General features: G+C 74.0%; 10 protein-coding genes and 1 tRNA gene. 8 read left to right on the top strand and 3 right to left on the bottom strand.

Annotated features, from left to right (window positions below):
- Window positions 1-12: 12 nt before the first annotated feature.
- From CV755_RS17790 to CV755_RS17775, 4 genes are read left to right on the top strand one after another with little or no spacing between them, the layout of a single operon-like run.
- Window positions 13-798: a DUF5944 family protein gene (locus tag CV755_RS17790; RefSeq protein ID WP_109281200.1), complete on the top strand. Its 786-nt coding sequence runs from the start codon at window positions 13-15 to the stop codon at window positions 796-798.
- Window positions 795-1,937, top strand: a complete 1,143-nt coding sequence (locus tag CV755_RS17785; protein WP_161968714.1) for a M16 family metallopeptidase — start codon at window positions 795-797, stop codon at window positions 1,935-1,937. The genes CV755_RS17790 and CV755_RS17785 overlap by 4 nt, the downstream gene beginning before the upstream one ends.
- On the top strand, window positions 1,934-3,112 hold the full coding sequence (locus tag CV755_RS17780; protein ID WP_109281198.1) for an insulinase family protein: 1,179 nt from the start codon (window positions 1,934-1,936) through the stop codon (window positions 3,110-3,112). Before CV755_RS17785 ends, CV755_RS17780 begins: the two co-directional genes overlap by 4 nt.
- The gene (locus CV755_RS17775) at window positions 3,109-3,960 is read left to right on the top strand and encodes an MOSC domain-containing protein (RefSeq protein ID WP_109281197.1); all 852 of its coding nucleotides are present in this window, start codon (window positions 3,109-3,111) and stop codon (window positions 3,958-3,960) included. The genes CV755_RS17780 and CV755_RS17775 overlap by 4 nt, the downstream gene beginning before the upstream one ends.
- On the opposite strand, the gene CV755_RS17770 is transcribed toward CV755_RS17775, so the two are convergent.
- The 3 genes from CV755_RS17770 to CV755_RS17760 all read right to left on the bottom strand — a co-directional run bounded on the left by CV755_RS17770 (window position 3,894) and on the right by CV755_RS17760 (window position 6,174).
- Window positions 3,894-5,147 (bottom strand): MFS transporter, encoded by a 1,254-nt coding sequence (locus tag CV755_RS17770; RefSeq protein ID WP_109281196.1) that lies wholly within the window; start codon window positions 5,145-5,147, stop codon window positions 3,894-3,896. The two genes, CV755_RS17775 and CV755_RS17770, sit on opposite strands and share 67 nt — an antisense overlap.
- Window positions 5,144-5,770 carry a TetR family transcriptional regulator gene (locus CV755_RS36210; RefSeq protein WP_241561266.1) on the bottom strand — a complete coding sequence of 209 codons (627 nt, stop codon included), beginning with the start codon at window positions 5,768-5,770 and terminating at the stop codon, window positions 5,144-5,146. The genes CV755_RS17770 and CV755_RS36210 overlap by 4 nt, the downstream gene beginning before the upstream one ends.
- 328 nt (window positions 5,771-6,098) lie before the next feature.
- Window positions 6,099-6,174, bottom strand: a tRNA-Arg gene (locus CV755_RS17760).
- A 303-nt stretch (window positions 6,175-6,477) separates the two neighbouring features.
- Between CV755_RS17760 and CV755_RS17755 the strand changes: the two genes are divergently transcribed.
- The 4 genes from CV755_RS17755 to CV755_RS17740 all read left to right on the top strand — a co-directional run bounded on the left by CV755_RS17755 (window position 6,478) and on the right by CV755_RS17740 (window position 12,310).
- Entirely contained in the window at window positions 6,478-8,112 is a 1,635-nt protein-coding gene (locus CV755_RS17755) for a dynamin family protein (protein ID WP_109281195.1), read from the top strand.
- Between the two features lie 4 nt (window positions 8,113-8,116).
- Complete coding sequence (locus tag CV755_RS17750; protein WP_109281194.1) at window positions 8,117-9,943, top strand: GTPase; 1,827 nt, start codon at window positions 8,117-8,119, stop codon at window positions 9,941-9,943.
- Window positions 9,944-10,096: 153 nt separating this feature from the next.
- A complete protein-coding gene (locus CV755_RS17745) occupies window positions 10,097-10,612 on the top strand; it encodes a single-stranded DNA-binding protein (protein ID WP_109281943.1) in 516 nt (171 codons plus the stop codon).
- A 264-nt stretch (window positions 10,613-10,876) separates the two neighbouring features.
- Window positions 10,877-12,310: a thioester domain-containing protein gene (locus tag CV755_RS17740; RefSeq protein ID WP_109281193.1), complete on the top strand. Its 1,434-nt coding sequence runs from the start codon at window positions 10,877-10,879 to the stop codon at window positions 12,308-12,310.
- The last annotated feature ends 12 nt before the right edge of the window (window positions 12,311-12,322 follow it).

Here is a 12,322-nt window from a genome sequence, read left to right as displayed (position 1 = left end):
GACCGAACCCGTATGCAACCCCCTTCCTTCGACGCCCGGCAAGTGGTGGGCATGGTCCGCAAGGACGACTTCGCGCACACCAGCGACATCCGCGAGGCATTCGCCCGGCATGTGTCCAGCCGTCAACTACCGCCCGAGAGCAGCCCGCTTCAGCTCACGGTGGACACCCAGCCCCTTGGTACGGGCATCAGGCTCACCCTGACCAGCGCCGTCGGCAAGCTCACCGGCCCCGCCACCGTGACCCACAAGTTCTTCTTCGTCGACCGCGACGAATGCCGCATCTACCACCGCACCCTCACCCCCGAGGAACCGGCCGCCACCTCCGAGGTCCTGGTCCTCTTCGAGGACGGCCGCGACCGGGACTACTGCCATGCCTCCGTCCACGACGGCGAGAACCGGCTGCTCGCCGTCCAGGCCGTTGTCTTCGACCGGGCCGGGCGCCATGTCCCCTACCCCTTCACCTCCCAGTACGTCTGCCCGCTCGCCCTGGACGCCGCTGACCTGCGGTTCACCCGGGACGCACAAGGACGCCGGGTGGCCCGCTTCTCGCTCTCCCTCACCGGCCTCACCGGACCCGAGCACATCGCCGTTGCCTGGGAGGCGGTCGGCGTCATCCACCGGACCGAACTGGTCTGCACCCCCGAACAGCCCGCTGTCACCCATGACATGGTGCTCGATGACAACCCGCACCTCGCCCCCGGCGACTGGGTCGTCATCGCCGTCGATGACAAGGACCGGCTGCTCGCCCAGACCCTGGTCACCCTCGTCCCCGCCACCGGCCGGCCATGCCGCCCATGACCACGGCCGCCCCGCTGCGGCGCACCCTCCCCGGAGGACTCCGCCTTGTCGCGCTCGACCGGCCGGGCACCCGCCTCGCCGCTCTGGCTCTGCGCATCCCGGTCGGCAGTGCCGGGGAAGGCCCCCGTGAACAGGGCCTGGCCCACGTCCTGGAACACCTCGTCGTCCGGTGCTCCCTGGGCGGGGCCGCCGACCGGGTCGCCGCAGCAACCTCGCGCGAGTACACCCTCTACAAGGCCCTGGTGCGCCACCACGACATCGTGGCCACCGCCACCCTGCTGGCCGCGGCCTTCGCCCCGCTGTGTGTGACCGAGGCCGAACTGGCCGACGAGCTGGCGACCATCCGCACCGAGCGCGCACAGCGCACCGCGGACCCGCGCTGGCGCCTCCAGGAAGCCCTCTTCGCCGCCCTGTGGGAGGGCACCGGCCACGCACACCCGACCCTGGGCGACCCCGGGGTCCTGGCACGGTGCACCCCGGCGCTCGTCCGCGACCTGCACGCCGCCTGGTACCGCCCGCAGGACGCCACCCTGCTGCTGGTGACCGATCGTCCGGAACGGCACGCCGATGCCATTGCCGAGGCGGCCGCCGGCCTGCCCCGGCCGGCCGCCCCCGGGCCCCGGCCCGTGGCCGGCCGGCCTGGCCGGGACCTGGTCGAACGGCCCGTCATGGCTCAGGTCCCGGCAGGGAATCGTCAGGCCGTCGGTTTCGCTTTCACCCGGCCCCCGGAGCCCGGCGCGGCCGCACCGGAGGCATTGGCCCGCCGTGTGGTCCGTACCGCCGGCGGACTCGACATCCAGCACCTGGAACTCCGCGACCGGAGCTGCACCTGGATCATGGTGGCGGCGAATGGCCCGCGCCAGGCGGCCGTCGCCGTCGCGCGGGCCCTCGCCGGGGTGCACGACACCCTGCTCGGCGCTGACGGCCCGTACCGGCTGCGCACCGACGCCCTGGTCCCCGAACTCCGCTCCGCCCACGCCGTGCAGGCCATGGCCGACCGGGCCGTATGGCTCGGTGCCGACGCCGCCCTGGCCTGGCCCGCCCGGCTCACCGCCGTCACCGCACCCGAGGCGGCCCGCTGCGTCGCCCGCTGGTCCGGTCAACTCGACTCCTGCGGCGACGGGCCGGAGCAGTCATGACCGGGCCACGGCGCATTGCGCTGCCGGGCGGCGCGGTGCTCGTCACCGCGGCACCCCCCGCGGCGGAGGCTCCCCCACCGCTGGTGGCGGCCGCCACCCTCGCGGTGCCGCTGGCCGGGGCCGGCCGGGCCGCGGCACTCGCCGCTCCCCTGGCCGCGTTCGGCTGGGCCCGTTCCGTGACCGCCCTGGCCCGGCGCGCCGGGGCCGCGGTCCGGGCCGAGCCCGTGACCACCGCCGACTTCACCGGGCTCACTCTGGAGACGCCCGCGGAGGAAGCACGGGCACTGGGAAGGCTGGCGGACTGGTTCGCCGAACTGCCGCACCACCCGCCGCCCTCGGCCGTACCGGCCGGTGCACCCACCGCCGAGCACCACTCCGACCCGTTGCGCAGAGCACTGTTCGGCTCCGGCCATCGCTATGCCATCGGCCACGACGAACGCAGCGAGTACCTGGCTTCCCGCTCGCCGGAGGGGATCCACGCGGACGCGGCCGGACTGCTCGGCAGGGCTCCGGTGGTGGCCCTCTCCCATGCGGCCCCCGCCACCGTGGACGCCCTGGCGGCGGCGCTGTCCGCTGCCGTCTTCCGCCCGGCCCCGGCCACCGTCCCGCTGCCCGCCCGGCCGCCCGTCTCCCGGACGCTGCCGGCCGGGCCCGGGCGCGCGTGGTACCTGCTGGGTACCGCCGGCGTGCCGCTGGCCTCGCCGGCCAAGTATGCGCTGCATGTGGCCTGGGCGGTGGCAGGCGGCCGGGGCGGGCTCCTCGACCGCAGCCTGCGCCGGGGACGCGCGCTGACCTACTCCCTCGCCGCCTTCAGCCGCGAGTTCGCCGAGGGCGGCTACTGCATGTGCGCCGCCGCCTGCGAGGAGAGGGTGGCGGCCGAGGTCGCCGAGCGGGTACGGGCCGTCCTCCAGGGCCTTGCCGAGGAGGCCATCGCGCCCGGGCTCCTGGAGCCGGCCAAGGAACAACTGATCGTCCGTGGTCACCAGGCCCTGGAAACCGCTCGTGGCACCACCGAACGGCTCGTCGGATACGAGGTCGCGGGCGTCCCGGCCGCCACGGCGGCCGATTATGCGGCACACATCGCCCGGGTCACCCCCGGACAGGTGCGCGACGCATTCCGGTGGTGCCTCGACCCGCCCGGGCACCCGTATCGCCGCAAAGGAGAGGCTCCATGACACACACCGGCCGGCTGATGGTGCGTGAGGTCTGGCGGTACCCGGTCAAGAGCATGGCCGGTGAGAAACTGACCGACTGCCCGGTCGGCTCCGACGGGTTGCTCGGGGACCGGTGGTGGGCGGTCCTGGACGACGAGCGGGGCTGCATCGCCGACGCCCGCAAGCTCCCGGCGCTGCTCGACATCCACCCGCGTTACGCCCGCCCCCCGCACCCTGACCGGCCGTCACCCGTCGTAGAACTGCGGCTGCCGGACGGCCGGACACCCGCCTCGGACGACCCGGCCACCCCGGACGTCCTGAGCGAACACCTCGGCCGGAAGGTGAGCCTGCGGCCCCGGCTCCCCGCCCGTGAGCGCGAGCACTATCTGCGGGTCTACCCCGACGACGTGGAGCGGTACCTGTGCGAGCTGTTCGGAGTGCCGGACCTCTCGCAGCTGCCCGACCTGTCCGTCCTGCCGCCGGAGGTGGCCGAATTCCAGACCATTCCCGGAACCTACTTCGACGCCTTCCCCGTCCACCTGGTCACCACCGGCGACCTGGAGGCCCTGGAACGGGCCACCGGCAGCCCGGTCGCCGTGCTGCGCTTCCGCCCCAACCTGGTGGTCGAGGGCCCGGCCGGGCCCGACTGGCTGGGCCGGACGATACGGGTGGGCGGCGCGGTGCTGCGCGTGGAGGCGCCCTGCCCGCGATGCGTGATGATCTCGCATCCCAGGCAGGGCATCCCCGCCGACCGTGCCCTTCTGCGCACCGTGCACCGCGACTTCGGGCACAACGTCGGCTGCTACGCCTCCGTGGAGCGGCCCGGACGGATCGGCTGCGGGGACTCGGTGGAAGTCCTGGCCGGCTGACGCCGGGTGCCCAGTACCAGGGCGAGTACGACGGCCGCCGTGGCGGCCACCAGCGTGGTGACGGCGACGCTGGTCGCCCTGGTGACCGAGCCGGCAGCGAGCGGGGCGAGAACGAGCCCCCCGGTGTAGGCGAGGTTGTACAGCGCATACACCGATCCATAGGCGGCCGGCCGGCCGTGTTCGGCGAGACCGCCGACGAGCAGCAGGGTCGGGGCGAGGATGACCTGGGCGCCCACTCCCACGACGACCAGGCCGGCGATCGACCAGGCCATGGAATCGCGGCCCGCCAGGACGAACCCCACCGCGGTGACCGCGGCGCCGATGGCCGCCATCCGAGTGGCACCGGAACGATCGGCGAGCGCGCCGGCCACGGGTGCGGCGAGGCTGCCGGCGAGTGCCGCCATGGCGAAGGCCAGGCCGATCCCGGTGCGGCCCATACCGAGGTGGTTCAGGTGCAGGGGGAGTACGGGTTCGGGGAGGGCGATCGCGGTGGCGCCCATGGCGGTGAGCGTGATCAGCAGCCCGGCGCCGGGACCGCGCAGCAACACCTGGTACGGCAGCCTTACTTCGCCGGAGTCCACCGGCTTGACCAGGACAAGGCGGGCGACCGCGTCGCAGGCGGCGAGCACGGCGATCAGGATGAAGGGGGAATGCGGACCGAAGGCATCGACAAGCGGTCCGCTGACGGCGGGCCCGAGGAGAATCCCCACGCCCACGGCGGACAGGGTCACACCCATGGCGCGTCCCCGGTGGTCCGGACCGTGGGTGGCGGCAACGAGCGCCAGCCCGGCGGTCCATGACGCCGCGGCGGCAACGCCCTGGGCGGCGCGAGCAAGCAGCAGCAGGGTCAGACCGCCGGTTCCGGAGGCATCGACGGCCGCGGCGAACAACACAGTGGCCGCGGCGAGACCGACCAGGCCCGCAAGGAGGGGGGACCGGGGCCCGCGACGGTCAACCCAGGCCCCGACGAAGGGAGTCGCCCCCAATAACGCCACCGCGTACACGGCGAAGAGCACACCCGCGGTCAGGGCGGAGCCGCCCACGGCGGGGAGTTTGGGCAGCAGCGGGACAAGGCTGCCGTAGAGGAACATATCGACCCCCAACGCGGTCGCGGTCACCGCGACGGCGGCGCCTGGCCGGGTCGAGGGGGCGGCGGTGGGGGCGGGGGAGCCGGAAGGGGAAATCATCCGAGTGCACCTCTGATGACGGGGGCGACGCCGGAGGCGTCGGCCGGTGGCAGGAGGCCCGGATCGGCGGCCGCGAGCATCGCGGTACCGCACAGCCAGGCCAGCAGATGGGTAGCGGTGGCGCCCGCACCGTCGGCACCGCCGTGCTGGGCGGAGGGGCCGGCGCCGGCCAGGGTCCGCCCCAGCCGCCCCTGCCAGTCGGCCAGCCCGAAGGCCTTGGCCTCGCGGCTCGCGGAGGAACCGCGTGCGCGGGGTGACTCGTCGAGGGCGGGGGCGTAGGAGGCGTTGAGTGTGAGGGTCAGCAGGGCCCGGAAGCGCGCGTCCTCGCGGAGCCGGCGCAGCCAGCTGACAAGGAAGCCGGACAGACGGCTCTCCAGGGGCGCCTCGCCCTCCAGGGCGGCCCATACGGGGGCGGTGACCGTGTCCCACGATTCGGCGATGACGGCCGCATAGAGGTCGGCCTTGTCGGCGAAGTGGTGGTATACAGCGCCGCGAGTGACTCCGGCACGCTGGGCGACATCGGCCAGCTTGGTCGAGGGGACGCCCTGTTCGGCGAAGGTGAAGAGGGCGGCGTCGAGCAGGGCCGCGCGGGTCTGGGCGGCTTCCTCGGGGGTTCTGCGCATAAGGCTTTCATACATGTATGCATGTATGAAAGCAAGCCGTTCCCGTCAACGTCCTCTCGCCGCGGCCGAACGCGGGGTAAGGGTGCGTGAGTTGGCGGTCGCAGCGGGATCTTCACTGCCGTGATCTGTAGGCCGATTGAACGCGTTGAGCGCCGCAGGTACTTCGGCGCACTCGTCGAGCACCGGCTCGAAGCCGCCGGGGTACCGCTCCGCGCAGCGGACGAGCAGTCAACTCCACCGGCACTCGCACCAAGTGGGCCACCCGGACCCTCGCCGCCGAGGCGCTGGGAACAGGCCGGGACCGGCGCGGCTTCCGTTCCCCTCCGTGTGGCGCCCCCGGCAGGACTCGAACCTGCGGCCAAGCGCTTAGAAGGCGCCTGCTCTATCCACTGAGCTACGGGGGCCGGTGTGCGGCGGTCGCGGACGGCTGAAGCCCCGGGCTCGGTGGTGCCGTGACCTTGCCGGGGACAAGGATAGGGCTCCGCGTACCTCGTCCCGGTTGCTTCACCTCCGTAACACGTTGTGGAGGTTCGGTGAAGCGGTCCTGATAATCGCAGGCGGGTGCGAATCATGCACCGTTTTTCACGCCTCACACGGCGGGTGTTGTCTACTCGTTATGCCAGGGTCTCACTCGCCACGCCTCGCGCTCCAGGGGCTATACGCTTCAAAAACACACCAGAATTGGGCATTCTGCGCGTGTGGCGACCTTGGATGTACGGCCCAGACTGCTCGATGCGCTGTCCGCACTGCGTGACCGTGTTGACGCCGCGCGCTTTCCGCTCCCCCTTCCCGGCGCCGCCCGCGCCCGCCGTAACCGGGCCGAGCTGCTCGCACAGCTCGACGATTACCTGGTGCCCCGCCTGTGCGCCCCCGAAGCGCCCTTGCTGGCGGTGGTGGGAGGGTCCACCGGAGCCGGCAAGTCCACGCTGGTCAACTCCCTGGTGGGGCGGCGGGTTACCGAGGCGGGGGTGTTGCGGCCGACGACTCGTACGCCGGTGCTGGTCTGTCATCCGGACGATCACCACTGGTTCGCCGGGCCCCGGGTGCTGCCCGGACTGCGCCGGGTCTGGGTGGTGCCCGCCCAGGACGGGGCCGCCGCCTTCGAGGGGCAGGAGGGCGAGGAGGCCGTGGAGGGCGGCGGGTACCAGGAGGAGCCCGAGGAGGACGGGCCCGCGGGGCTGCGCCTGGAGACCGACCGCGCGCTGCCCCGGGGACTGGCCCTGCTGGACGCGCCCGATATCGACTCCCTGGTCACCCGCAACCGCGAACTCGCCGCCGAACTGATCTGCGCCGCCGACATCTGGGTGCTGGTCACCACCGCCACCCGCTACGCGGACGCAGTGCCCTGGCATCTGCTGCGCGCGGCCAAGGAGTACGACGTCACTCTGGTCACCGTGATCGACCGGGTGCCGCACCAGGTGGCCGGGGAGGTGTCCCGGCAGTTCGGGGCACTGCTGGAGGCCGCCGGGCTGGGTGATGTGCCCCGTTTCACCATCCCCGAGCTGCCCGAGTCGGTGGCCGGCGGCAGCGGGCTGCTGCCCGGCACCGCCGTCGCCGGGCTGCGGGCCTGGCTCACCCAGCGCGCCCAGGACCCGGCCGCCCGGACCGTGGCCCGGGCCCGTACCGCCGACGGCGTGCTCTCCTCACTGAGCAGCCGGCTGCCCGGACTGGCCGACGCGGCGGCGGTGCAGCACGCCGCGGCGCTACGGCTGTCGCAGTGCGCCGAGGACGCCTACGGCCGGGCCCTGGAGCGGATCCGGCGGGAGGCCGCCGCGGGCGAGGCACTGGCCGGGGAGGCGCTGACCCACTGGCGCGGCTATCCGGACAACAGCACCTCCGACGAACTGCTCACCGCGCTCTGCCACGCCCTGGCCGCCCTGCTGAACTGTGCCGTGGACACCGCCGACGAGGAGATCGCCCAGGCCGCCGCCGGCGACCCGGCCGCCGGCGAGGCGCTGGCACCACGGGACGCCGAGGGCGTCAGCGCCCGGATCGGCGTGGCGGTACGGCACTGGCGGCGCTGTCTGGAGGAGCTGGCCGAGGAGGAGGCGCGCACCCCGGAGCGCCCCGCCGACCCCGACCAGGCCGCCGCGCTGCTCGCCGCCGCGCTGCTGGGCGGCCGGCGGGCCCATCTGGCCGGGGAGAACCTGGCCGGACTGCTGGGCGCCCAGGGCGCGCTGCGGCTGCGGGACCGGGGCGGGCGGCTGCTGACGGAGTGTCTGGAGCGGGTGCTGGAGGCCGAACGCGACCGCAGGATCGCCCCGTTGGACGCCCTGGAAGTGACCCCGGACCCCCAAGTCGAGCTGATCGCCGCCCTGTCCGTACTGAAGAAGGAGAGGTGACCCGGTGACCGTCGCCGACGGCCGTGGTGAGCGCGGCAGACCACCCGCCCGGCAGCGGGCCGACCGCTCCTGGGACGACGGCCTGATCGCGCGCCGGGCGCGGTCCGAGGCGGAGGACAAGGCACGGCCGCAGGCCGCGGAGCACACCGGCGAGGCGGGCCGGGAGCGGTCGGCGGCCGCCCTGGGCGGGGCACTGCTGCAACGTCTGGACGCCCTGCGGGAACTGGTCGGGCTCTCCCGGGCCCGGCTGGACCCGGGCACCCTCGCCGAGGCCGGCCGGGTGCTGGAGGAGGCCGCGGCCCGGCAGCGCCATGCGCTGGACGTCACCGTGGTGGCCATCGCCGGATCCACCGGCAGCGGCAAGTCCACGCTCTTCAACGCCCTGGCCCGGTCCCAGCTCTCGGAGGCCGGGGTGCGGCGGCCGACCACCGCCGCGGCCATCTCCTGCACCTGGACCGACCGCGCCGACGGACTGCTGGACCGGATGGGCATCCCGCCCCGCTGCCGCCGCCAGCCGCCGCGCCCCTACGACCCGGCGCTCAGCGGCCTGATCCTGCTGGACCTGCCCGACCACGACTCGGCCGCCCCCGGCCACCGGGAACAGGTGGACCGGCTGCTGGGGCTGGTGGACGCGGTGATCTGGGTGGTGGACCCGGAGAAATACGCCGACGCGGTGCTGCATGAGCGCTATCTGCGGCCGCTGGCCGGCTACGCCGAGGTGACCTTTGTGGTGCTCAACCAGACCGACCGGCTGTCCCCGGAGGCGGTGGACCAGGTGCTGGACGATCTGCGGCGGCTGCTGGACGAGGACGGACTGGCGCTGGGCGAGCACGGCGAGCCGGGGGCGGCGGTGCTGGCGCTGTCCGCCCTCACCGGCGAGGGAGTCGGCGAACTGCGGGAGACCCTGGGGCAGTTCGCCGGCCGGCGGTGCGCCGCCGAGCTGCGCCTGGCGGCCGATGTGGACGGCGTCTCGGCCCGGCTGCGCTCGGCGTATGTGGCCGAGGGGCGGCCCGGACTGACCGACCGGGCACGCCGGGACTTCGAGGACCGGCTGGCCGAGGCGGTGGGCGCCCGGGCCTCCGGCCTGGCGGCGGAACGGATGTGGCGGCGCGAGGCGGAACGCGCCTGCGGCACCCCCTGGGGACGGCTGCGGGGCTGGTACGGGCGGATCCGGAGCAAGGACACGGCGGGCGGGGACACCCTGGCCGGGGCGGAGGGCGCGCCGCGCCGGACGGCGTCCCGGCCGCTGGTGGAGCAGGCGGTGCGGGTGCTGGCGCAGCAGGCATCGGACGGGCTGCCGGGGCCCTGGGCACAGGCGGTGCACGAGGCGGCGGTGCGCGGGGCCCGGGGGCTGGCGGAGGCGCTGGACGAGGTGGGCGCGGCCGGGGCCCCGGTGCCGCCGGCGAAGGGCCGGTGGCCGGGTACGGGCGGCCGGCGCACCGGTGTGGGGCGTACGCGGGCGGGAGCGGCCGTGCGGCCGGTGCGGCCGCGGTGGTGGGCGATGGCGGCCATCGGCCAGGCGGTGCTGCTGCTGACCCAACTGCTGGGCCTGGCCTGGCTGTCGGGGGTGCTGCTGGGCGAGCTGGGCGGTCCCTGGTGGCTGCCGCCGGTGGTGTCGGCGGGGGGCGGGGCGGGGGCTCCGCTGCTGGCCTGGTGCTGCCGGGTGGCGGCGCGGGGACCGGCCAAGGGATACGCCCTGGAGACCGAGCGCCGGCTGCGCGCCGGGGCGGCGGGGTGCGGGCGGGAGCGGGTGCTGGAGCCGGTGGCGGCGGAGCTGCTGCGTTACCGGGAGGTCCGGGCCCAGTATGTGATCGCTACGGGCGAGGGCTGAGGGGCGGCGGGAGTGCCCTGCTGCCCGTGAGGGTGACGGGTTTTTCCACAGCCGCTCGCCGGTCCACAGCCCTCAGCGGGATCTGGCGATCATGGGCAGCATGGGCGTCATCGGCCGGGACCAGCCCGGCGCTCGGCGGGGGAGGCGATGACGGTGAACGAGACCTTGGTGACGGTCGTGGGGAATGTGGCGACCCAGCCGGACTTCCGGGAGACGGCGAACGGGGCGGCGGTGTCCCGGTTCCGGCTGGCGGCGACGGTGCGGCGGTGGGACAAGGGGCGGCAGGAGTGGGCGGATGCCTACACCAGCTTCTACACGGTCTGGGCCTGGCGGACGCTGGCCTCCAATGTGGTGGCCTCGGTCACCCTGGGCGAACCGCTCATCGTCCGGGGCAAGTTGCGGATCACCAGCCAGGAGCGGGACGGAAAGCACTGGCTGTCGGCGGATATTGACGCGGTGTCGGTCGGGCATGACCTGGCGCGGGGAACCTCGGTGTTCCGACGGGTCAGCCAGGTGCGGCCGTTGCCGGCGGATCCGGTGGAGGCCGCGAGTCAGGCGGATGCCGCGAGTCCGGCGGATGCCACGGATCCGGGGGCGCGGACCGGGGCCGGTGAAGCGGGTGGTCAGGGAGCGCCGGCCGCCGAGCCGATGGTGGTGGCCCCCTTCTGAGGGCGTCTCCGAGGGCGTCCGGCAGGGCCGGGGGGAATCGGGGGATTTGCTCTGGGGATTTGTCGACAATCCCAAGCGGAACACCATCATCCGATAACGATTCCGATTCGGATCACCGCTCGATCGGCCTCCGCAGCCTGGAGGTTGTGCGCGCTCCCTAGGATCCGGTGGGTACAACGGGGGCCGCCGATCTCCGAGTTGCCTGGCGAGACGAGATTTCGACAGGCCGGTGTGCGTCAACCGCGCTCGCCCGAAAGGAAATCCATGAAGTCTGTGCGGAGACGGGGTGCCGCCCGTCCTGTCGCGGCCGCCCTCGCGGCCGGTCTGCTCGCCATGGGCGCGATAGCCACCGCGGGCCCGGCCGCGGCGGAGGACGCACCGCAGAACACCCAGAGCATGCAGAACACTCCGCAGAACGCGGGCGGGGCCTCGGCCACCCTGGGCAAGCTGACCGTCAGCGACTGGGTGACCGTGGAGAGCCCGCAGAAGGGCCCGGTCCGGGCGGGGCTGTTCACCATGGATGTGGACAAGGGCGGCTCGCTGCAGACCTACTGCATCGACATCAACACCGGCACCGTGGAAGGCGCTCACTACAAGGAGGCCGGCTGGCGGGAGTCCTCGCTGCAGGGCAATGCCGACGCCGGCCGGATCCGCTGGATCCTGCAGAACTCCTACCCCCAGGTCAACGACCTGACCGCGCTGGCCCAGAAGGCCGGGGTGGGGTCGCTGGACGACCGGCAGGCCGCCGCCGGCACCCAGGTGGCCATCTGGCGCTACTCCGACCACGCCAAGGTCAAGGCGGTGAGCCCCGCGGCCCAGAAGCTGGCCGACTACCTCTATGACCACGCCGAGAACCAGGACGAGCCCGGCGCCTCGCTGAGCCTGACCCCGCCCGCCGTCTCCGGGCGGCCCGGGCGGCGGCTGGGGCCGGTGACGGTGCACACCAAGGCCGACAGCGTCACCCTCACCCCCGGCCCCGAGGCCGCGAGCCGGGGAGTGAGGGTCACCGACAAAAACGGCAAGCCCGTGAAGACCACGGCCGACGGCGGGCAGCTGTTCTTCCAGGTCCCGGCCGGGGCCGCCGATGGCGCCGCCTCGATCACCGCCTCGGCCACCACCAAGGTCCCGGTGGGCCGGGTCCTCACCGGGGACGGCATAAGGACCCAGACCATGGTCCTGGCCGGGTCCAGCGACGGCAGTGTGACCGCCAACGCCACCGTGACCTGGGCCAAGCAGGGCCCGGCGCCCGCGGTGAGCGCCAAGCGGGACTGTGCCCGGGGTGGGGTGGAGATCACCGTGGACAACCGGGGCGACCGGCCCTTCGGCTACCGGATAGCCGGCCGCAAGCACACCGTGGCCGCCGGACGCTCGGAGACCACCCTGGTCAAGGTGGGCGAGGACCAGAACTACAAGATCGGCGTCACCGGGCCCGGCGGTCTGGACCGGACCTTCACCGGCGTCCTGGACTGCAGGACCGGCATAGCCGCCCCCGCGCCCACCGGGGAGGCCCTGGTCACCCAGGCCGGCCGCGGCGGCACCGGCTCCACCGGCGGTTCCGGCACCGACGGCCGCCCGCTGGCCCAGACCGGCGGCGGCAGCACCGCCCCGCTGATTGCCGGGGTGGGCGGGGCGCTGATCGCGGCCGGCGGCGCCGTGGTGTTCCTGCTGCGCCGGAAGAGGACGGCGGCCGGGAAGTAGGCGCCGGGCGGG

It is taken from the genome of Streptomyces orinoci (genome assembly GCF_003121295.1).
Lineage (GTDB): Bacteria > Actinomycetota > Actinomycetes > Streptomycetales > Streptomycetaceae > Streptomyces > Streptomyces orinoci.
Note: the sequence above shows the minus strand (reverse complement) of the source record. Positions and strands in the feature narration are given on the sequence as shown.

Coding starts and splice junctions, on each gene's coding strand:
- CV755_RS17790 (WP_109281200.1), top strand. CDS start 13: ATGCAACCCCCTTCCTTCGACGCCCGGCAAGTGGTGGGCATGGTCCGC.
- CV755_RS17785 (WP_161968714.1), top strand. CDS start 795: ATGACCACGGCCGCCCCGCTGCGGCGCACCCTCCCCGGAGGACTCCGC.
- CV755_RS17780 (WP_109281198.1), top strand. CDS start 1,934: ATGACCGGGCCACGGCGCATTGCGCTGCCGGGCGGCGCGGTGCTCGTC.
- CV755_RS17775 (WP_109281197.1), top strand. CDS start 3,109: ATGACACACACCGGCCGGCTGATGGTGCGTGAGGTCTGGCGGTACCCG.
- CV755_RS17770 (WP_109281196.1), bottom strand. CDS start 5,147: ATGATTTCCCCTTCCGGCTCCCCCGCCCCCACCGCCGCCCCCTCGACC.
- CV755_RS36210 (WP_241561266.1), bottom strand. CDS start 5,770: ATGCGCAGAACCCCCGAGGAAGCCGCCCAGACCCGCGCGGCCCTGCTC.
- CV755_RS17740 (WP_109281193.1), top strand. CDS start 10,877: ATGAAGTCTGTGCGGAGACGGGGTGCCGCCCGTCCTGTCGCGGCCGCC.